At 49.7% G+C, this 19,957-nt stretch carries 18 protein-coding genes; 7 read left to right on the plus strand and 11 right to left on the minus strand.

The window, feature by feature from the left end; translation table 11 throughout:
• Nucleotides 1–8 precede the first annotated feature (8 nt).
• Nucleotides 9–1,034 carry an L-threonine 3-dehydrogenase gene (gene tdh, locus V7P87_RS02715; protein WP_333796058.1) on the plus strand — a complete coding sequence of 342 codons (1,026 nt, stop codon included), beginning with the start codon at nt 9–11 and terminating at the stop codon, nt 1,032–1,034.
• 193 nt (nt 1,035–1,227) lie between these two features.
• On the opposite strand, the gene V7P87_RS02720 is transcribed toward tdh, so the two are convergent.
• Nucleotides 1,228–1,653, minus strand: coding sequence for a VOC family protein (locus V7P87_RS02720; RefSeq protein ID WP_333796278.1), 426 nt, complete (start codon nt 1,651–1,653; stop codon nt 1,228–1,230).
• Between the two features lie 90 nt (nt 1,654–1,743).
• On the minus strand, nt 1,744–3,837 hold the full coding sequence (locus V7P87_RS02725) for a tetratricopeptide repeat-containing diguanylate cyclase (RefSeq protein WP_333796059.1): 2,094 nt from the start codon (nt 3,835–3,837) through the stop codon (nt 1,744–1,746).
• Nucleotides 3,838–4,100: 263 nt separating this feature from the next.
• Here V7P87_RS02725 and V7P87_RS02730 point away from each other — a divergent pair, with 263 nt between their 5' ends.
• A complete protein-coding gene (locus V7P87_RS02730) occupies nt 4,101–5,414 on the plus strand; it encodes a hypothetical protein (protein ID WP_333796060.1) in 1,314 nt (437 codons plus the stop codon).
• Between the two features lie 13 nt (nt 5,415–5,427).
• Here the strand turns inward: V7P87_RS02730 and V7P87_RS02735 are convergent, their stop codons facing one another.
• Nucleotides 5,428–5,655 carry a DUF2789 domain-containing protein gene (locus V7P87_RS02735; RefSeq protein ID WP_333796061.1) on the minus strand — a complete coding sequence of 76 codons (228 nt, stop codon included), beginning with the start codon at nt 5,653–5,655 and terminating at the stop codon, nt 5,428–5,430.
• A 126-nt stretch (nt 5,656–5,781) separates the two neighbouring features.
• The gene (locus V7P87_RS02740; protein ID WP_333796062.1) at nt 5,782–6,495 is read right to left on the minus strand and encodes a PepSY domain-containing protein; all 714 of its coding nucleotides are present in this window, start codon (nt 6,493–6,495) and stop codon (nt 5,782–5,784) included.
• Between the two features lie 182 nt (nt 6,496–6,677).
• Here V7P87_RS02740 and V7P87_RS02745 point away from each other — a divergent pair, with 182 nt between their 5' ends.
• Entirely contained in the window at nt 6,678–7,439 is a 762-nt protein-coding gene (locus tag V7P87_RS02745) for a substrate-binding periplasmic protein (RefSeq protein WP_333796063.1), read from the plus strand.
• Nucleotides 7,440–7,502: 63 nt separating this feature from the next.
• Here the strand turns inward: V7P87_RS02745 and V7P87_RS02750 are convergent, their stop codons facing one another.
• The 3 genes from V7P87_RS02750 to ampR all read right to left on the minus strand — a co-directional run bounded on the left by V7P87_RS02750 (nt 7,503) and on the right by ampR (nt 12,891).
• Nucleotides 7,503–10,832: a TIM-barrel domain-containing protein gene (locus V7P87_RS02750; RefSeq protein ID WP_333796064.1), complete on the minus strand. Its 3,330-nt coding sequence runs from the start codon at nt 10,830–10,832 to the stop codon at nt 7,503–7,505.
• 226 nt (nt 10,833–11,058) lie between these two features.
• The gene (locus tag V7P87_RS02755; RefSeq protein ID WP_333796065.1) at nt 11,059–11,832 is read right to left on the minus strand and encodes a hypothetical protein; all 774 of its coding nucleotides are present in this window, start codon (nt 11,830–11,832) and stop codon (nt 11,059–11,061) included.
• A 174-nt stretch (nt 11,833–12,006) separates the two neighbouring features.
• A complete protein-coding gene (gene ampR, locus V7P87_RS02760) occupies nt 12,007–12,891 on the minus strand; it encodes a LysR family transcriptional regulator AmpR (protein ID WP_333796066.1) in 885 nt (294 codons plus the stop codon).
• 141 nt (nt 12,892–13,032) lie between these two features.
• Between ampR and ampC the strand changes: the two genes are divergently transcribed.
• Nucleotides 13,033–14,253, plus strand: a complete 1,221-nt coding sequence (gene ampC / locus V7P87_RS02765; protein WP_333796067.1) for a class C beta-lactamase — start codon at nt 13,033–13,035, stop codon at nt 14,251–14,253.
• A gap of 200 nt (nt 14,254–14,453) precedes the next feature.
• Nucleotides 14,454–14,900 carry a hypothetical protein gene (locus V7P87_RS02770; protein WP_333796068.1) on the plus strand — a complete coding sequence of 149 codons (447 nt, stop codon included), beginning with the start codon at nt 14,454–14,456 and terminating at the stop codon, nt 14,898–14,900.
• A gap of 387 nt (nt 14,901–15,287) precedes the next feature.
• Here the strand turns inward: V7P87_RS02770 and lepB are convergent, their stop codons facing one another.
• Nucleotides 15,288–15,968, minus strand: coding sequence for a signal peptidase I (gene lepB / locus V7P87_RS02775; RefSeq protein ID WP_296295407.1), 681 nt, complete (start codon nt 15,966–15,968; stop codon nt 15,288–15,290).
• Between the two features lie 439 nt (nt 15,969–16,407).
• Between lepB and V7P87_RS02780 the strand changes: the two genes are divergently transcribed.
• The gene (locus V7P87_RS02780; RefSeq protein WP_296295409.1) at nt 16,408–16,782 is read left to right on the plus strand and encodes a thiol-disulfide oxidoreductase DCC family protein; all 375 of its coding nucleotides are present in this window, start codon (nt 16,408–16,410) and stop codon (nt 16,780–16,782) included.
• A gap of 163 nt (nt 16,783–16,945) precedes the next feature.
• Here the strand turns inward: V7P87_RS02780 and V7P87_RS02785 are convergent, their stop codons facing one another.
• The 3 genes from V7P87_RS02785 to V7P87_RS02795 are packed head-to-tail and all read right to left on the minus strand — an operon-like array spanning nt 16,946 to nt 19,061.
• Nucleotides 16,946–17,878 (minus strand): hypothetical protein, encoded by a 933-nt coding sequence (locus tag V7P87_RS02785; protein WP_333796069.1) that lies wholly within the window; start codon nt 17,876–17,878, stop codon nt 16,946–16,948.
• A gap of 3 nt (nt 17,879–17,881) precedes the next feature.
• Nucleotides 17,882–18,523, minus strand: a complete 642-nt coding sequence (locus tag V7P87_RS02790; protein WP_296295412.1) for a hypothetical protein — start codon at nt 18,521–18,523, stop codon at nt 17,882–17,884.
• On the minus strand, nt 18,498–19,061 hold the full coding sequence (locus V7P87_RS02795) for an RNA polymerase sigma factor (RefSeq protein ID WP_333796070.1): 564 nt from the start codon (nt 19,059–19,061) through the stop codon (nt 18,498–18,500). The genes V7P87_RS02790 and V7P87_RS02795 overlap by 26 nt, the downstream gene beginning before the upstream one ends.
• Before the next feature lie 259 nt (nt 19,062–19,320).
• On the opposite strand from V7P87_RS02795, the gene V7P87_RS02800 reads away from it, so the two are divergent.
• On the plus strand, nt 19,321–19,944 hold the full coding sequence (locus V7P87_RS02800; RefSeq protein ID WP_296295415.1) for a DUF3833 family protein: 624 nt from the start codon (nt 19,321–19,323) through the stop codon (nt 19,942–19,944).
• Nucleotides 19,945–19,957: the final 13 nt, after the last annotated feature.

The following is a 19,957-nucleotide window of genomic DNA, read 5'->3' on the forward strand; positions in this document are numbered from 1 at the left end:
GTAACAGCATGAAAGCATTAGCAAAGTTAAAAGCAGAACCGGGTATTTGGCAAACCGAAGTGCCAATGCCGGAGGTTGGCCCCAATGATGTGCTGATCAAAATTAAAAAAACCGCTATTTGTGGCACTGACGTGCATATCTACAAGTGGGATGAGTGGGCGCAAAATACCATTCCGCATGGCATGGTGGTGGGCCACGAATATGTCGGTGAAGTGGTTGGCATGGGCTCTGAAGTGCGTGGTTTTGCCGTCGGTGACCGGGTGTCAGGGGAAGGCCATTTGGTCTGTGGTCATTGCCGTAACTGCCGTGCCGGCCGGGTGCATTTATGCCGTAACACCATTGGGGTGGGCGTCAACCGTCAGGGCAGTTTTGCTGAATATCTGGTGATCCCGGCTTTTAATGTGTTTAAAATTCCGGACAATATCCCGGACAGCATCGCCGCTATTTTTGACCCTTTTGGTAATGCAGTACACACAGCTTTATCTTTTGATTTAGTGGGTGAAGATGTGCTTATAAGCGGCGCCGGCCCCATCGGCATTATGGCAGCTGCTGTGGCGCGCCATGTTGGTGCCCGCCATGTGGTGATCACAGACGTAAACCCGTTCCGGTTAGCACTGGCTAAAAAAATGGGCGCCACCCGCGCTGTGGATGTCAGCAAAGAAGATTTAAAAACCGTGATGCTTGAGCTTGGCATGACCGAAGGTTTTGACGTTGGCCTGGAAATGTCCGGTGTGCCTTCAGCGTTTCGCTTAATGCTGGATACCATGAACCACGGTGGCAAAATTGCCATGCTGGGAATTCCACCTTCTGATATGGCGGTGGACTGGAACAAAGTGATTTTTAAAGGCCTGGTGATCAAAGGCATTTATGGTCGCGAAATGTTTGAAACCTGGTACAAAATGGCCAGCTTAATCCAGTCAGGTCTGGATTTAAGCCCTATTATCACCCATGAAATGCCAATGGCAGACTTCCAGCAAGGTTTTGACATCATGTGTTCAGGCCAGTCGGGTAAAGTGGTTTTAAACTGGGAATAACAAAGCTGTCAGCCGCCTTATCTGATAGCGTTTCCCACCCAATAAAAAAGCAGCCAGTCGGCTGCTTTTTTATTGGGTTGCAGCTATGGCAGGCATTGCCTTAAAACAAACCTGCTTGTGCTAAACAACCGAAGTTTTAGCGGCGGCAGGGCAAAATCAGGCTGAAGAGCCGGTGTTTATATCTGAAGTGGAGTCATGACACGGACGGGGCTGAGGTAGCGTCACAAGCTTTAAGTTCAATGGTATTGCCTTCGGGGTCCAGAATATAGACCGAAGGACCAAAACCGGTGGCGCCATAACGGATTTCAGTTGAACTGAGCTCAATGGCAAAAGGGGCAAAATGTTGTTTTAAAGCCGCGGGGTCAAAAGGGCTGATCAGCAGACAAAAGTGTGCTAGATTACGGCCCTCGGCGCCGGGCGCTTCGCCACCTTCTTTGCCAAGCTCACCGTCAACACTAATTAAATCAATCAGTTGCTGCCCGGCTCTGAGCTGATACAAGCCGAGCTCAGGCAGGCTACGCTCTAAAGTACAACCCAGTGCTTCCTGGTAAAACTGCAGCATCAACGGCAGGTTTTGTACCCTAAGCACCAGATGATCAAGTTGTTGGATCTGAAACATCAAGCCGCACTCCGTCAGCCTTGTGGTATACAGTAGTGTAGTGAGTTCGCTGCGCTGTTGGTAAAACGCAGCTTTTATAAAGGCAGAACTTTAGCTGTCGGTGTTGTTTTTATGCGGCCCTTCCACCAAAGCCACATCCACACTGCCTTCTTTAATGGCTTCTGATAAATCGGTTTCCAGCTGAGTGGCGATATCGGCATAAGGTTTATTTAACTGCACCAAACCATAAGCGCGGTTGCGGCCATGCACTTTACCCAAATATAAGGCCATATCAGCCAGTTGCAGCGCTTTGGCCCAACCCATGGTTTGTTCATTCAGATTGGCAAAAGGGTATGTTAAAAAACCGGCTGAAGCTGTCACGCGAATTTGATGTTCACCAAAAACCACCGGGGTATTGCCGATGGTATCCAGTACCCGCTGGGTAAAAGCGGCTAAAGATTGAATATCCACCCGGCGCAATAAAATCAGGAACTCTTCTCCGCCCCAGCGCAGCACCATATCGTCATTGCGGGTCAGTTTGGATAATCTGTTGGCAATTTCAACCAAAACAGCGTCACCGGCGGCATGGCCAAAGTGGTCGTTCACATGTTTAAAAAAGTCGACATCCAGCAAAATAAAGCCGTCTGTGGTGAGTGCTGCCAGCTGGCGCCTTTCCACCTGACGCTGGCGTTTGTCCATTTGCTCCTGGAAAGAACGGCGGTTAAATAAACCTGTTAAAGGATCGCGTAACGACTGATAGGCCAGCTGATCATTGGCTTCTTTGAGCTTCTGATTGGCGGTTTGTACCTTGCGATACAATAAATACAATAAAATTGCTGCCAGAACGACCACCACACCAATCAGTAAAGTGACATCCTGCTGCAGTTTTTGCCGTTCGATTTCCACGGCTTTTAATTGGTTCTGTTGTTTTAAGCCGGCAATTTCTTTGCTTTTTTCTTTGGCAGAAAACTCTTCCTGCAATTGATTGATTTGACGTTCACGTTCCTGTTGAAAAATTTCTCTGGCAAGAGCTGCATGCTCACGCAATGTTTTGGCTTCCTGCTGGTGCATCGAGGCCAGTTGGAAAGCGTCGGCCAGTTCGACCAGGTATTCCAGGGTTTCTGACTGGGCACCGGCCTCTTTGGATAAATCCACCACGTTTTGCATGGCGCTCAGGCCGTCGGCAAATTGCCCTTCCTGTACCTGGACATAACCCAGATTAAACCGGGCCAAATTTTCGGTGTTTTTGTCCTTCTGCTCTATGCCAAATTTAAGGCATTGTTCAAAGTATTGCCGCGCTTCAGCAAATTTACGTTGACGCATGGCAATATCACCGAGATTATTCAGTGCTGTGGTTTCGGCAAAAATCATATTGCGTTTTTTTGCCCATTTCAGTGCTTCCAGATTGGCTTTGGCGGCGCCATCCAAATCCTGCAGTTCCACCAGATTAAAACCTTGCTGGATATAAATATCTGGCAAAAAACCTTCTAATTCAGGGTTTTGTAGTGCGATGGGCAGCACTTCTTCTGTCATTTGGTTGGATTTTTCAAAATTTTTCAGACTGGACTGCAGATTTGCCATCCGCAGCGCCAGATTCATCCGGCGAAAAGTGGTTCTTGGGTGTTCGTCCTGGGCTATTGCTTCATAAGCGTCGTGGTAAGCCTGCAGTGCCTGATCATATTTGCCACGCCAGCTTTGAAAATTGCCGGCCAGATTAAATGCATAATATTTTACCCGGCTTTGACTCGCTTGGTGGGCATACTCGAGGGTGGGCTCCAGATAGGTAATTGCCTTGCTAAAGTCAGCTTTGTCCCAAAATTGCACCAGCATTTCGGCATTAATTTCAGCCAGTACGTCAGGATCCTGAGTTGTTTGTGCCAATTCCTGTAGCAATACCAGGGTCTCATCAAGCCCTTTTTGGTCTTTTAGCCGGCGTAGTTCGGACACTTTATACACATAAAAACGTACTTTGCTGTTGATGGGGGTCAGGGCAGAAACGTCTTTCTCCAGCGACAATAAAAACTGCCCGGCCAGATTTTCATCCTGATTGGCTGTTGTCAGATATTGATCAAGTTGTTGTTCCAGCTGCTTATCAAGCTCAACAGCCGCATTGGCGGTAAAACTGCCGAGCAGTATCAGCAGCGCTATAGAGCGCAAAGATTTGCAGTTACGGATTAGGTGGAACAAAGAACCAACTACATTCATCTGGGATCTCTTTCACTGGGCAGTTTTATAGTAGTTATTGCGACAAGCTTAGCAGCCAGAATCAAAACAAGGCTGTCATTCACAGTGCCGGTGAAATTTAAGACATTCTGTGCATAAAATAACTGATAGAGCGGCAAACTTCAAAAAATATTAGCGAATCTGCATACAAGCTGACCGTCAAAGCTATTGATAAAAGCTTGTCGCAGATAGAAAAGCTTCTGGTAAGATAACAACTTTCATTTGATTGAGAATTGGCAGCACTGATGAAAGCTGTGCATCATTTATTCCGGCAATTACTGACTCTGTTGTTGGTGCTGCTCACCACTCTGTGTTTTGCCGGCTGGTTGTTGCTCGATACTGTGCCTTTATTAACTTTGTCCGGCCAGATGAATGCTGACACTGTGCGCCACAGTAAACAACTATTAACCAACCTCAATCAGTCGATGCAAAATCCAGATGGCAGCCAGTGGGTCATCGCTGCCAATGCTGACGAGCTCAATTCCGCTTTTCATCTGGCTAGCCGTACCTTACCCGGTTTTCAGGGCCAGGCGCAGGTCACAGCCTCAGGTTTAACCAGCTTAATGACAGTACCGGTGCGGTTGCTGGGCCAACAGTATTATCTGAATGCCACAGTACAAATCAGCCCATCCAGTGGCCCCTTGCAAATAGATAAAGTAAAAATTGGCATGCTGACGTTGCCGGGGGGGGCCGCTTTAACTTTGGTTGGCTCGGCGGCTGATCAAATGTGGGGGCCTGGCACAGGTGCTGAATTATTGGCGATGGTGCGTTCGGTCCAATTTGAAGAAAACGCCGTGAAAGTAGCACTGAACAAACCCAGTGGCTGGAATTTACAAAAGCTGAAAGAGTCCGGCTTGTCAGTGTATCGTGATCTGTTCAGCTCACCACAACAACGAGCCGATATCGAATTTTATTATCAGATTGCGCTTGCGCATGCCGCACAACAACAAGAAAGTGTCAGTCTGGTCAGTTATCTGCAGGTTTTATTGCAGCAAGCGGCAATACGCAGTGAGGCGGATCCTTCAGTAGCGGCCCGCGAGAATCAGAGCGCTTTGCTGGCGCTGGCGCAGTTATTGGGTGGGCAGAACCTGCAGCTGATGGTCAATGAAGTGAAAAGACCCAGCGGTGTAAAAGCACCGCGTGTAACGCTGGCGCGACGTCCGGATCTGCAACAACATTTTATTTATTCGGCGGCTATTCATTTGTTAACCAGCCACAATGTCAGTAATACAGTGGGCGAGGCCAAAGAATTACTGGATTCAATTAAAGGCGGCAGTGGCTTTAGTTTTGTGGATTTGCTGGCCGACAGAGCCGGTGTACGTTTTGCCCGTATTGCCACAGCCTCAACGGCCTCTGCCACTGCGGTGCAACAGTTTTTCCGGCAACAGCGCGAAGAAGCAGAAATTTTCCCCAGCAAAGCCCGTTTACCTGAAGGTTTATCCCAGCAATTATTTGAACAAAGATATCAGTCGGTGGATTCTGAAGTGTATCAGCAGATGGTGCAGGAAATTGACAGACGGCTGAGCGCCTTACCGCTTTATCAGATCAAAGCTGAATAAAACAGGCGGCTGCTTAACGCAGCCGCTGGTTCAGTTGGTCTATCACTTCGACCCAGTCGGCGTCCTGCTGATAACTTTCCCGCAAAAATGCCGCCTGTGCCGGCGTCCAGAAACTGGCTTTGGACAGCGCCTGATCGGCATCCAGCCGGTGCTCTTTGATAAATTGTTCAATACTGTTGCTGTCACTGCGAAGGCCCAGTTGGTCAAATAACTGACTGAAAGAATGATAACTACTGTTCATGGCAAGGTTCCTCAGGTTACAGACTGTGCTGTCTGACAGCTGCAGTCGGGCGGCTGACTTATAGCAGTATAGAAGAGCCGCCTTTGCTTTGCCCTGTCACAGCACTTGCAGTCTTTAGCGCTGTGCTCAGTGTGATGTTTTTAACCTTTTGCGGCCAAGGGTCAGTACCAATAACCAGATGCCAGACAGGGTAAACAGCAGAGCAGACGCTGAGCTGATGATCAACAGCAGGTTATTAAAGTTATCACGCTCACGATAATCCATAATGTGCAGCATCCAGACAAAATCAAATAAACGCCAGTTGTCGGTACGCACCCGCAATAACTGGCCAAGCACAGGATCAAGATAAAACACTGTATTGTCCGCGTCCTGAAACTGAACCTGCCACAGTGGCAACGACAGTCCCCGCGCTTCCAGCGGCAATGCAGTCAGCAGCCTGCTGTTTTGTAGTGTGCCTTTGCCGTTATAACGGGCTGTTGCCAGAGTTCTGAGTTCGTTTTCGTTCAGGGCTTGCAGTCTGCTGCCATCCAGTGCGCTGAAGTACATCAGCTTTTCCCCATGTTGCAGCTGATACACAGGCAGAGTGCCGCGTTGTGTCAGGCTGAGCTGGGCGCCGGGATGCAAAGCCGTCAGTTGGGCCGGGCTGAACTGAGCTTGTTGCCACTCTACCTCTGGTGCGGTTTTTTTCAGATGATCACCACGAACTTCTTGAATGGGCAACACTGACATCACCAGTCCACTGCCAAACCAGGCCAGCAGTTGCAATGATAATAACAGGCTCAACCACAGGTGTAGCTGACGCCAGAAGCGGACAGAGCGAAAATAAGGCATAAGTTTCATCGGTTTAACCTATCAGAGTCTGGCAGGAGGCCAGCTTGCCAGTTTTGTCACGACAGAGCCAGTTGCTCGCGCACTTCGGATCTGGTTCTTGCAACTTTGCTAAATTATCCGGTGGGCGTTTTGCCGTTTTCAGCAATTGCCAGCTATGCTCAGTTATCACAGTGGTTTTCGGAGCTGATCTAATGCTAAACCGCTTTGCTGTATTTGTGCTGACGCTCTGCAGTTGCCCTGTATTTAGTTTGTCTGCCCAGGCCTTGCAGGTGTTGGTGGGCATGAACAAACCCCCTTATATTCAGATTGAAACCGCCGATGGTTACGAAATTGAACTGCTGCGTGCTTTGGTCAAGCGAATGGGCACCACGGCAGAATTTACCCATGTGCCAAATAAACGTATTCAGACTTTATTGCAGCAGAATATTGGGGATATGGCCACTTTGCAGCCGATGAAGGCCAACGAAGCCGGTCTTTATTATTCCTGCCCTTATATCCGTTATCAGAATGTGGTGGTGAGCCTGGAAGTACAACAGCTGGTGATCAACCAGCTGTCCGATCTAAAAAATCTGTCAGTGCTGGCGTTTCAGAATGCCAGCGCTGCGCTAGGCGATGAGTTCCGCGATATCGCCAAACAGTCGTTTAAATACCGTGAAACCGTCGAGCAGCGCACTCAGGTGGAGTCTTTGCATAAAATGCGGGTGCAGGCTGTGGTGATGGACATTAATATTTTTTATTACCATCACGACAAAATTGAACCACCGCAGCAGGTGCAGGTGCATCCGTTATTTGCCCCCAGTTATTACCGGGTGGCATTTCGCGACAAAAAACTGGCTGATGCCTTTAATCAGGCACTACAGCAATTCTGGCAAAGCCCTGAATATCAGCAACTACAACAAAGGTATCTGATCAGCGATCAGTCCAGTGTACAGGCACAGTGTCCGGTTATTTAGGACAGCTCAAACAAAACAACAAAGCCGGCAATTGCCGGCTTTGTTGTTTTGTGCAGCCCCAGATTAAAGCGGTTTGGAAAGATTGCCAGCTTTATCCCCGGCAAAACCAATCAGGGATGCATTGGCCCAGTTAGCACACACTTGGTTGTTGCCGGCTACAGTGCGCAGGCTCAGCAGTTTGATGCCACGGATATCCAGCTCAGGTTTGACGACCGCAGGTGCTTTTATTGTGCCTGAGTCAAACAACAGTTTGTTGTCACCATAGATCTGGAACTGCACGCTGCCATGCTGACGGCAGCTGTCGTTAATGCCCACATCAGCGCGGAATAACTGCCAATGCCCGGCGAGCTGATAATCCAGCCGGCTTTGGCCAGCCACAGCTAAACCCTGACGGAATTTCAGGCCATTCATTTGCATCAGTGCTTTGGGGTTGATTTTGTGTTGACTCACCACAGCATCAACATCCGATAAATACAGCTGCTGCCGCTCTGCTTTGGGCAAAGGTTGCTCCAGCACTCTGAATTCTGAAATAGTGATTGGTGTGACTTGTTTGGGCAGCAACGCATTAAAAGCTTTGGCCACAGGGGTATTTGCAGGATCAGACTGTGTTGTGGCATCTGCTGCTGTCACCATTGGATCTATGGCAGTGCCATCTGCGGCTTGATCCTGAGTGCTTAACACGCGAAAACGGAATAAGGTGCCGGCTTTGGCGGCAAATTCCACTTTTTGCAATTTGTCAGACAGTTTCAGCTGGCCCCGATGCACCGGCTCGCCCCATTCGCCGTTGTTGTCGGCGATATACACTTCATAATCCCGTACCTGACCATATTTCCAGTGTTGGTCATTCCGGGGCGCTATTTCAAAGCCATTGACCATACGGCGTTCACCCAGTGCCAGGGTAAATTCATGGGCACCGGTTTTCAGCGCCTGATCTCTTTTGGTTCTAAACCAGCTGGTTGGATTGTCGTCAAAAGCGTTTTCCAACACATGGCCAGGCTCTTCTGCCGGCCGGTTTAACACCAGCAAACTGTCGGCGGCAATAGCGTTACCCAGTTCCGGCGCTTTGGGGTAACCCGCTGTTGGTGGAAGTGCCAAAGCGCTGTTGATGCTGACCTCAAATTGCAACCCTTGCCGGATGGAGGTTTTGGGCGTTTTTACCAGAATCACACCGTATTTTTCCGGGTTATAAAACCAGCCGCTGTTGGCTTTTTCAAAAGTTGTTTTGTCTTTGAATTCTGCTAAGTGCTGGCCTTGAAGCCTGACCTGCTCCGGTTTTATTCTGCTGTGAATGTGCAGCTGATAAACCCGCTGTTGCTCCTGGCCCTGGTATTCACCGTTCACAGCACCAATAGTGACGCTGATATCACCGGCTTTACCTTGTGGTGCTGTCACTTTAAATTCTTGCTGGCTAAATTTGCCCTGCTGATACTGACGGGTATTGCCGTCGTCCTCATACATCAGATAACTGCTTTGACCAAAGGGATAAATATCCAGTGTCAGCTCATCTTTGGGTTTTTCGCCGTCGTATAAAGCAGCGGGGTACATGGGTAAAATAGCGCCTGCCCGCACAAACACCGGAATGGTTTTTAAATCCACTTTGTAATCAAGCAACTGGCCTGCTGCTGGTGCATCCACCACCCGGCCATCCCAATAATCAATCCATTGGCCTTGTGGCAAATATACATCTGTACGCCAGCCCTTACTGGCGGCCATGGAGCGGTACACTGGCGCTATTAACAAATATTTGCCCAGTAAAAACTGGTATTTATGGGTTTCGGTCAGCGCAGTTTGATCCTGCGCATGATCCCACATCAGGCCACGCACTATAGGTGCGCCTGTGGTTTCAGCCTCATAAGCCGTGCTGTACATATAAGGCGTTAAGCGCATTTTTAACTTCAGATAATCGCGGTTGATGCTGCGATACGGCTCGTCATACCACCAGGGATGTTTACGCGCCGCTTTGGCCCAGCCCGACATACCCATCAACACAGGGGTAAAAGCTTTCCACTGTAAATCACGGGTATAGGTTTCGGCGCTGCCGCCAAAAATAGCGTCCACATCGCCAGTTGCATAAGCCTGGCCGGATAAACCTGAGCCAATCAGGGTGGGGATATGCCAGCGGATATAGTCCCAGCTGGCGGATTGATCGCCAGTCCAGGTGACGGCATATCTTTGCACACCGGCCCAGCCCATCACTGTCCATAAAAAGGGTCGTGACTCTGAGTTATTTAAGATGCCGTCAGCAGCGGCTTTATTGGCGTCCAGCGCAAATTGGTAACCCTGACCTGTCCAGGCCACATCCAGTTTTTGCGCCCTTGAACCTGCTGTGCCTACTTCCCAGGCAATTTTATCTACACCGCTTTCGGTCCAGAGCCCGGTTTTAAAGCCATATTTGGCAAGGCCTGCCACTACTTTGGGCAAGTCGGTGTAACCACAACCATAACCGTCGTTGGGTAAAATCCAGCCGCCCGGCATGTTATGCTCACGGTATTTTTTAGCAACAGTTTCAATCACATCCGGTGTGGTGCCTGTAGGGCCATCAGTCCAGCCATCCGGTACTGTGCCCGGTTTTTTAATATTGTCACCATCGTTGTAACAGTCGGCGTCGCCATATTCAAAAGCCCAACGTGGAATAAGGCGGGCGCGGCCTGTGAGGGCGGTGTAATCGGCGAGCACCTCTTTGATGGAGTTGCCGACAAAATAATAAGCGTCAAAACGCCCTTCGTGATGGCTGAGCTGAATGTAGTCGCTGGACCGAAAATCATAACTGCCGTTGGCCCAGCTGTTACGCAGCACCCCATAACCTTTGCTCGACATATAAAAAGGCGCAGGGCTAGGTCGGTCGCCTTCTTCCCAGCCGCCGGAATAAGAAATTTCCATGGTTTTGCCTTTAAATTCAAAGGCACCGTTTTGCTGGCCACCACCAAAAAAACGCTCGGCCGGATCTGTGCTGAGTGTCTGAAAACTCTGCTCTGGACTCAGTTCCAGCGGCTGCAGTTCCTGCATGATCAGCTGCTGATTGTCGGCTTGATAAAGCGCAAATTTCAGTGGTTTGGCATAAATGCGCAGCGCAAATTTTTCTGTTTGTAATAACTGATAGTCGCCCTTGTCGCTCAGCTGAAATTCAACCAGGGCTGGCGTTTGTGGTAACACAATAGCGGCTGCTTTGTTGCCGGGTTCCGTCAGCTTGCCGTTTAAGCCGGCCTGAAGGCGGAACAAATCGTCCTGCAACAGCTGGATTTGCAGCAGCACCTGCTGATCTGTGGTGATATCCAGTTGATTATTGCTGGCCCGGATAGACGTCAGATTACCGACAGGAGCAGCCAACACTGAGCTGGCAAAGCAGCATGTCAGGGCGCTGGCCAGGGCTGCACGGAAAAAAGGAAGGCGCATGTGATAACCTCATGATGAATATGTAAAAAATGCTGCCTGAAATGCCAAGCCATCACAAGGAGGCTAAGCGTAATAACACAGTTGTTGGTCGTGGAGCTTTCATGGCAGAGTGCAGCCGCGGATTGACCTTAACACAGCAGGTTTTTTGTTTGGTCAGACAAGTGTTGATGCGGAGGTATTGACAGCAGGCGGTTTTTACCCGGTCAGCAGGAGTAAAAAAACCGCCTTAACGCCGGTAGTTGCCCACTTTATTCATAATGCTCTGGTACAGAGCTGCATCGGCATCATCGCCGCAGCTGACAGGTTTCATACTGGCAATATCACGGCGAAGATCGGCGCCATCTTTGGCCAGATAACAATAATCCCCGATTTTTTCGATAAAACTGCCATCTTTCATCACTTCCAGCACATTCGCGGCGGCATTAGCGGGTTTGGGGCCGCTGCGGGTGACAGCCAGGGCTTTTTCGGGCAAGGTTTTTTGTTGTAACGCCTTAACTTCAGCGCTGCTGAGTTCTGTGGCCTGTTGCTGCTGCCGGGTTGCCACTGTGGCTAAAATGCGGTCGGCAAGGCTTGGTGGTAAAGTTGCTGTCTCAGTAGTGGCCGGCTGAGGCTGGCTTTGCTCCGTGTTTTGCTGCGTGTTTTGCTTTCGGGCTTTGTTTGTTTTAGGCGCTGTAAACGCTGTTGCCGTTTTTGTGGTGTGCTGATCTGTTGTTACGGCCGGTTTTTTGCCGGCTGCAGTCTCGGTGGTGTCTTTTATTTTTAGCTTTGGCGCTGCTGTGGTCGTGGTGCTGGTTGGCTGCGCCTCAGTGTTTTTATTGCTGCCGTTAGCAGGGGCTGGCGCTTTGGGCTTTGGCCAATGGACGATTTGTACTGTCAGTGGCGCTGTCTTCCTGGTGTTTTTAACCGGCGCTGGTGCACGCTGCAATAACAGCAGCGCCAGCAATAACAAATGCAGCAGCAACGACAGTGCAATGGCTACAGATAAACGGGAATACAGCAAGGGCAAGCTTAAAACTGAGGAAAATGATGCAGATACAGACTAAAGCTGACAAATGAAGTTCCGGTGTTTGTCAGAAAAACCTCAGTAGCCTGGTGATCAGAATAGCTGCAGCCTGCTGTGCCGTCTTTGCGCTAAGGTCGTGCTCCGGGCTTTTCGCACAGGTTACAGCGCTTATCACAATGCACTTTCTATTAATTCAGCGCTTAACCACTGGGCAAATTCACGCATGGCACCGGTTTCCGGCCTGGATTGCAGCCGGGTCAGCCAATAACTGCCCAAGCTGATTTCTGTGCTAAAAGGCCGCTGAATTCTGCCTGTTTGCAACAAATGACTAAACATTCGCGCCGGCGCTATCGCAATACCAATACCACTTTGCGCGGCTTCCAGCATAGTGATGCTGGAATCAAAGACCATCACCGGATGGGTGGGCGGAAGTACAGGGCCGCCGGCTTGTTGTAACCAGGCCGTCCATTCGTCGCGCCGGTAAGAGCGCAGCAGCATAAAGTTCAGTAAGTCAGCCGGTTGGCTGATGTTGGCCGCCAGTTCAGGCGTGCATAAAGGCGTCAGTGGACTGTCACATAAATACATGGCCGCAGTGCCATGCCAGGCGCCACTGCCAAAACGAATGGCGTAATCCAGCCCTTCGGCGGCCAGATCCACCCTGTTGTTATTGGTGGAAATTTGCAGTTCGATATGGGGAAATTTTTGATAAAAGGCCGCTAAACGGGGCAACAAAAAGCCAGTGGCAAAGGTGCCAACCACCCCAATGTGCAGTTTTTCCTGCACTTTGCGACTGGCAAAATAATCTAACAGCTGGGCAATACGGTCAAAAGATTCATTTAATACTGGCAGCAGCGCTTCACCTTCAGGCGTGAGCATCAGGCCACGTGGGATCCGCAAAAATAATGGGCAATGTAGCTGATCCTCCAACAGTTTTACCTGCTGACTCACAGCCGAATGGGTGACATTCAGTTCTATAGCGGCATGGGTAAAACTTAAATGCCGGGCTGCAGCTTCAAAAGCGCGCAAAGATTTTAATGGGATATAACGACGGGTCATGCGGCTTCCTGCAACTTCTGTAAGTTTTTCTAACAGCTGCTATGCAAATTAACCTTTTGTCCGGCGAAGTCAACTCAGGCAAGCTAGTGAAGTGCGGGCCCGGCACTTTGACATAACCCTCTCGTTTGCAAAGGAACATTGATGCATTTATTCACAACCCAAGTGGCCTGGTCGCTCAAAGCGGCGCTGGCCTTAACGCTGTTCAGCTCAGTACCGGCGCTGGCACAAAACGGCGCAACTTATCACGGCATTCAGCAGAAAATTTCGAGTGAAGCTGCGTTAAAAGCGGCTGTTGGCAACGAAGTTCAGCAGCTGATGCAGCAACAACAAATCCCGGGTATGGCGGTGGCCGTGCTGTGGCAGGGCAAAACTTTTTATTACAGCTTTGGTAAGGCCGACATCAGCAATCATATTGCCGTGACACCTGACACGCTGTTTGAGCTGGGTTCGATCAGCAAAACCTTTGCCGGTGTTATTGGCGCTATGGCGCTGCAGCGGGGTGATATCAAACTGACGGATAGTGTTGCAACCCACTGGCCGGCGCTGACGGCAAAACCATGGCAAAACATCAATATGCAACATCTGGCCACTTACACCGCAGGCGGCCTGCCGCTTTTTATGCCGGAGAGCGTGACCGACAAAAGCAGTTTGCTGAAGTATTACCAGGAGTGGCAGCCCGCTTATGCACCAGGCAGCCAACGGGTATATGCCAATAGCAGCATAGGTTTATTTGCCCATTTGGCTGCGGCTGCCGGTGGTCAAACTTATACTGAGGCATTTGCCAAACTTACCGCCACACTAAAGCTCAACAGCACTTATTTGCAGGTGCCACAACAGGCGATGGCGCAATATGCCTGGGGTTACAACGAAGGCAAAGCAGTGCATATTGGCACTGGGGTATTACTGGACGAAGCAGGTGGTGTAAAAGCCAGTGTGCGGGATGTCGCCAGCTGGGTACAAGCCAACATGCAGCCGCAGCAGGTGGAAGCGTCGCTGCTAAAAGCCGCTCTTGTAAGTTCGCAGCAGCCTTATGCCAAAGCCGGCCAGATGTATCAGGGTCTGGGCTGGGAAATGCTCGACTACCCGGTGCAGCTGCAAGCGCTGGAAGCAATGACAGACCCGGGCTTTGTCAGTGGCAGCCCCGCCAGTTTAATAATGCAGCCTACTGCTGACACCACAACCGGCAAAACTGTTGGCAAAACAAGCCACTGGATACATAAAACCGGCGCCACCGGCGGTTTTGGTGCTTACGCCGCTTTTATTCCGTCGCGCCAGGTTGGCATTGTGCTGCTTACCAACAAACGTTATCCCAATGCACTGAGGGTAAAGCTAGCTTACCAGATTTTAGAAGGCTTGCAGTAGCAAGGCCGTTTTAAAGCCTGAGGTGTGATGTTCTGTGCAAAAGCCCCGTTATGTTGCATGGCATCACGGGGTTTTTTATGGGGTTGTTGCATTGTCAGGTTTGGTATTTTGTCTGTTGCTAAAGGGGGTTGCTGCTTGCTTTTGTGCCTGAGCTGGCATGTAATGGCGCCGTTTTGTTGTCAGTATTCAAAGGAAAGTGCATGAATAAGCTTGTCAGAGATATTGGGTTGTTTGCCGTTGCGCCTGTTGTGATCCTGGGCGCGCTGGTCGCCTGGATGTTTGCGGCCACCACAGCATCCTGTACTAATGGCATTACAGCGCAGCTTGCTTCACCTGATCATCAATTTAAAGCTGTGGTATTTGTCCGCAGTTGTAATAATGCCCCCGGTTTTAGTAGCAATATTTCCATTCTGGCCAAAGACGGCATGCTGGCAGATGGCCCTGGTAATTTGTTTGTCACCGAAGGCCACCCGGAACAGCTTGGTATTAAAGTAACCTGGCAAAGCATCGATAAACAGCGTTTACAGCTGAATGTCGCAAGCCAAAACCGCGGTGCATTGATACAGGCCGATCCGGTCTGGTCGGCCAATCCCAATATCACCGCGACTTATCAGTTAGGCACTTTGCCTGTTCAATCCGGGCAATGATGCAGCGGATAGCTGACTGTGATTCCTGGTTGTGAGCTTGTGCCCGGTGGCCGGAATTCTTAGCTGTTGGCTGATGATATTGGCACTGCTGAGATTGAATCGGCACGGCATGAACCACAACCGGCAACCATTGCGTTCGCACTTCCCGCGCTCTCTGTTGAATGCTCACTGTGCAGTTCCCGGTGTTGGTTTGGCGGATTAGTCTGGCGATATGGGGGGCTGGAAAAACGGACATCACAAGGCGCTAGCCAGGCACATGGTTAGACGCTACCGTTATCATCCCCAAAGCACTGAGGGTTTAGCTGGCTTATCAAATTCTGGAGGGGCTTTTTAGGTGGGTATAATCAGCCCCGTTAACGGGGCTTTTCTAAGTGACTGATATTTGCATTAATGTTCTGAGTAAAGTGATTTTGCGAATCTATCAGCCCGTGGCAGATAATAATTGTCGTAGTCCATGGAGAAAGCGACGTAACTGGCTCTGCCCAGTAATTCATGCCTAGGCACCAGCCCATAAACACGTGAGTCTGCGCTCTGCCGGCGATTGTCACCAAGCACTAAATAGTAGTCCTCGGGGATGGTGATAGCGCTAAAGTTAGCAAAAACTGCTGGCCGGGATTTATCCCATTGAACCTGATGCGCCAGCTCTCCCAATTGTTCGGTTGCTGTGGTTAATAAGTTGGTGTCGTCTTCCTGTCGATAAGCCAGTGGCTTGCCGTTAATCAGTAACACCTCATCCTGCATCTCGACAGTATCCCCTGGTAAACCAACAACACGTTTTATCAGGCGATTTTGCGCCGCATTGGAATCAAACACCATAATATCGCCGCGAGCGGGTTCACCGGTTCGTAGCAGTACCAGTTTGCTAAAGGGTAGCCGCAGGTCGTAGGCCATTTTATTCACTGTGACCCTATCGCCAATATGAATGGTCGGCTGCATAGAGCCGGTGGGAACTGTATACCAGTCAGCACAAGCGCTGCGAAACACCAACATCAGGGTAATAAAAACGATAAAACTACGGGTAGCTTTAAAAAAACTGGCGAGCTGAGTTAAAAAAGGCGTTTTGCCCATTATTCAATCCTTATCTTGTCGCTTTGCAGCTTGTTTGGACGTTCGAAGCGTCGGCAATTCGAACTTTGTCTTGTTATTTAGTTCACGGCGCAGGCCAGGCAGATGTAAACAAATATTACCTCTTATTGGTGAGCTGCTTAAAAGTTCAGTTCGTTTTGCCACATTCAGAATATGTCTTTGATATGACTCACAGGTCCTGCAGCTTAAGGTCTGCCCCGAATGACCGGGTAATAACCTGAGACCTTGTAAAAAGCGAATGCCCGGTTTCAGTATTACTTAAACCGGTGCTGTTACTCAAAATGGCTATTTGGCGCCATTGCCGATTAAGAACTCAGGTTTTGTTAAAAATAAAGTCCAAACCGCGTTGAGCAACGTTTATAGCGGCATAAGGTTTTGCCTTAGCATCACATTGTCAGCATGAAAAGCAGAGGGGGCCATTTTGAGTTACTCAGGATTAACAGTGTTATACGACGGTAGTTGCCCTTTATGCAGCAGGGAAATTGCCTATTACCAAAAACTACAGGCGCGGGAACCGCTGCTGTTTATCGATGTATCCAACAGCCTGCAAGCTTTGCCGGATGGCATTAACAGATGTGATGCGCTTAAACGTTTCCATCTGGTGGGTCCAAACGACCAGGTGTGGCAGGGCGCCCGGGCTTTTTTGCGCTTGTGGCGCGCTTTACCGGGCTGGCGCTTTTTGGGGTATCTCGGTGCTATACCGCCTTTGCCCTGGTTGATGGAAGCCGTTTACCGGCTGATATTACCGATAAGGCCCAAACTTGCGCGGCTTTTTAGCAAGGCCAGTAAGGTCTGAAGGAACAGCGCAAGCTTACTGCATTGCAGGCCTACAGCAGTCGCCCGGACTTATCGGCTTCGCTCCTTTTTGCAGCGGCAATGATAAAAGGCAGCACCAAAAACAAAGCCTGCAATATGCAGGCTTTGTCGTGGCTTAGCGGCATATTCCGCTCAGAACAATATTAATACTGATAATAATCGGCTTTTTTCAGCAGGGTTTCGGCTTTTAACTTACCGCTGACACACTGGTTAATATCCGACTTTTTGAAAACCCAGTAAATGTCTTTACCGTCACGGCCTTGCGCTGTTTCCAGCTGTAACGACACAAACTCATCATCTTTAATTTCGCGCAGGCTGGCGCCGTAATCACACAGGGTAGTGGCAAAATTTACGCTGATGCTGGTAATGAGCTCCGCCTGTTTTTGTGCGGCTAACTTAGCCTGTTCGGCGCGTTTTTGCTGGAAATCTTTCTCCCAGGCGGCATATTTTTGTTTAATGTCAGCCAGACGTTTTTGCAGTTCAGTGTTTTTGCTGTTGAGCTGGCTTAGTTGTTTTTGCTGCTCAGCATCTTCTTTACCCACTTTGCGGGCAAATTCAATATCACGTTTTTCCCGCTCTATGTCTCTGAGCTCACGTTCTAAATCGCGGCTTTGTTCCCTTAATTCCCGCATTTGGTCCTGCATTTGCTCCTGCTGCTCCATCATTTGTTCGGCCTGAGCTTCGGCTTGTTCAGCAATATCTTCAATATAGGCTTCGGAAATATGGTCACCGGCCATAGCTGCATTGGCCGCAGCGGAAGCGCGGGCGCTGATAGCGGCAATTGCAGCCTGGTCAATCACCGGCATAGGCGCGGCCGGTGGCATAGGCGCCATAGCAAAATAATGACCAAACTGGCCGCGGGTGCTGGTGCGGAACAATACTCCCTGGCCTGCCAGATAACTGTGGCTGATGCGGCCCACATTGGCATGCTGGCTTTGCTCTAACGAGGTTTGCAGAATATTGCGCATAATTTCCAGGTTCTGCTTCAGCTTAGGGCTCACTTCAGTGGCGGCCAGGCTGTTGCCGCTAAATAGCAGAGCGGCAAGGGCGCTAACATAAAAATTCAGTTTCATCATGGTTTACTCCGGTTGGGTTCGGTTCGGCAGGTAACTGCGGCTACTGTAATCAAGCCTGGCCTGGCTTGGCTGGGCGTTGTCCTGCCAGTATTGCCAGTCGGCCTGTCGTTGTTGATTCAGATATTCCACCAGCTCCAGCATGTCGCTGCGTCTGGCTTTTTGTTCATTTTCAGACAGATAGTCTTTGAGCATCACCAGCTGAGTGGCTTGTTGCTGTTGCTGAATTTGCAGTTGCTGCTGCAGATATTGCTGCTGTTGCTGCTGAAAACCAGCCAACATGGTATTGAGCTGTTGTTGCTGCGCAGCGGCATCAAAGCTGTCCCAGCGCAGTGCCAGCCCACCACCATGCAGCTGCAGTTGCAAAGGCGACATGCTGATAATAAGCGCCAGTGCCGACATGCCGACACTGAGCCTCGGCCACCAGGCGGTTTTTGCGGTTTTATGACCCCATTGCTGGCGGAACAGCTGACTGGTGTCTATGTCTGGCACGTTGTCATACATTGGTGCTCTGGCATCCTGACGGATGTTTTGTGCGGCGAGGAAACGGCCGTACCATTGATTGTCTGAACGAAGTTGTTGCTCACATTCAGCAGCGGTGATTTTGCCCGCGAGCCAGGCTTCAAAAATTTGCTGATTGTCCAACATTGGCTACCTCCAACTGCACACGCAGTTTATCTAATGCCGCATAAAATCTTGATTTAACGGTATTGCTCGACAGCGCCAGCTGATCGGCAATTTCGTCAAAAGTAAATTGCTGATAAAACCTCAGTTCCACCACCAGCCGTTGTTCCGGCGGTAAGGTACGCAGCTGTTGCTGTACCAGTTTTTGTGTCTGGGCGCCGTACAGCTGTTGCTCGTGGCTTTGTTCGTCTTCGTTATACAGCTCTGGTATATCGTCCAGATCCTGACTGGGTTTGCGCTTGCGCAGCATATCCATAGCGCGGTAGTTGGCAATGCCAAACAGCCAGGTTTTAAAGCTGCTGTCGCCGCGAAATTGCGCCAGATTGCGGCACAACACCATGCACACGTCCTGCAGCAGATCACGGGCGTCGTCCGGGTTTCCCATCAGGCGCAGGCCGTAATAATACAGCACGGACTGATACCGGCTGACGAGCTGCTGCCAGGCGCGTTCGTTGCCATTCAGCGCTTTGTTGATTAAAGATTCGTCACTGCGTTTAAACACTTTGTTTTTATTCTCAGGTTCTGATGTGCATTGGTCGGGCCCTGGTGAAATTTAGTTGGCTGTGATGGCTAAAAAAATAAAATATTTTTAGATACTAATTCAGTTCTTTGAATTAACTCATAATTTTATTTTTTTATTGGTGGCTGTCGCTGATTTTTAGTGCGGCCAACCACAAAAAGAGTGAAACACCCCGCCTGTTAAATCCAAAAACTGCCTGATGCCGTATGTATCAGTATCTCAATGAGGATGGACGAGCAGAATGCGCAAAACTTTATGCTTAAGTTTGTTTGCTTTATTTGGCTGCAGCCAGTCAGTACAGGATTATCAGGCCATGACACCTAATTTACAGTTGTCGCAGTTTTTTGTCGGTTCCAGTGAAGCCTTTGGTGTGATGCACGACTGGCGTGGTAAACAAAGCCTGCATTTTACCGCTGAGCTTTGTGGTCAGTGGCAGGGCAATAGCGGCGATTTATATGAAATTTTCAGTTTTAGTGATGGCCGTGTTGATAAAAGACATTGGCAGCTCAGTCAGAACGACCAGGGTGAAATTTCCGGCAAAGCCGAAGATGTAGTGGGGCAGGCGACAGGGCAGCTGGCTGGCAATACCTTGTATTGGCAATATGTGCTGCGTATTCCTAAGGCAGCGGATGCAGGTAAAGAGAACGAGCAAAGCAGCGATTATATCGACGTGACGGTCAAAGACTGGTTGTATCTGGTCAGCCCAACCCAGCTGATTAACCGCTCCACTTTGCATAAATTTGGTTTAACAGTGGGCGAGCTGACGCTGGCCATTCGCCAGCTGGATAAAACAGCCGACTGCGCTGCATTTATCCGTCGTTATGAAGCTACTGAGCGTACTGTGCCGTTGGCACCACAAAACTAATTTTGCTGCTGTG

The sequence above is a fragment of the Rheinheimera sp. genome, assembly GCF_036782235.1.
Taxonomy (GTDB): Bacteria; Pseudomonadota; Gammaproteobacteria; order Enterobacterales; family Alteromonadaceae; genus Pararheinheimera.

Excerpts from the sequence above, each read along its gene's own strand:
- V7P87_RS02800 (WP_296295415.1), top strand. The coding sequence starts at position 19,321 with ATGCGCAAAACTTTATGCTTAAGTTTGTTTGCTTTATTTGGCTGCAGC.
- V7P87_RS02785 (WP_333796069.1), bottom strand. The coding sequence starts at position 17,878 with ATGATGAAACTGAATTTTTATGTTAGCGCCCTTGCCGCTCTGCTATTT.
- tdh (WP_333796058.1), top strand. The coding sequence starts at position 9 with ATGAAAGCATTAGCAAAGTTAAAAGCAGAACCGGGTATTTGGCAAACC.
- V7P87_RS02735 (WP_333796061.1), bottom strand. The coding sequence starts at position 5,655 with ATGAACAGTAGTTATCATTCTTTCAGTCAGTTATTTGACCAACTGGGC.
- V7P87_RS02725 (WP_333796059.1), bottom strand. The coding sequence starts at position 3,837 with ATGAATGTAGTTGGTTCTTTGTTCCACCTAATCCGTAACTGCAAATCT.
- lepB (WP_296295407.1), bottom strand. The coding sequence starts at position 15,968 with ATGGGCAAAACGCCTTTTTTAACTCAGCTCGCCAGTTTTTTTAAAGCT.
- V7P87_RS02770 (WP_333796068.1), top strand. The coding sequence starts at position 14,454 with ATGAATAAGCTTGTCAGAGATATTGGGTTGTTTGCCGTTGCGCCTGTT.
- V7P87_RS02720 (WP_333796278.1), bottom strand. The coding sequence starts at position 1,653 with ATGTTTCAGATCCAACAACTTGATCATCTGGTGCTTAGGGTACAAAAC.
- V7P87_RS02790 (WP_296295412.1), bottom strand. The coding sequence starts at position 18,523 with ATGTTGGACAATCAGCAAATTTTTGAAGCCTGGCTCGCGGGCAAAATC.
- ampR (WP_333796066.1), bottom strand. The coding sequence starts at position 12,891 with ATGACCCGTCGTTATATCCCATTAAAATCTTTGCGCGCTTTTGAAGCT.
- V7P87_RS02750 (WP_333796064.1), bottom strand. The coding sequence starts at position 10,832 with ATGCGCCTTCCTTTTTTCCGTGCAGCCCTGGCCAGCGCCCTGACATGC.
- V7P87_RS02740 (WP_333796062.1), bottom strand. The coding sequence starts at position 6,495 with ATGAAACTTATGCCTTATTTTCGCTCTGTCCGCTTCTGGCGTCAGCTA.
- V7P87_RS02745 (WP_333796063.1), top strand. The coding sequence starts at position 6,678 with ATGCTAAACCGCTTTGCTGTATTTGTGCTGACGCTCTGCAGTTGCCCT.
- ampC (WP_333796067.1), top strand. The coding sequence starts at position 13,033 with ATGCATTTATTCACAACCCAAGTGGCCTGGTCGCTCAAAGCGGCGCTG.
- V7P87_RS02730 (WP_333796060.1), top strand. The coding sequence starts at position 4,101 with ATGAAAGCTGTGCATCATTTATTCCGGCAATTACTGACTCTGTTGTTG.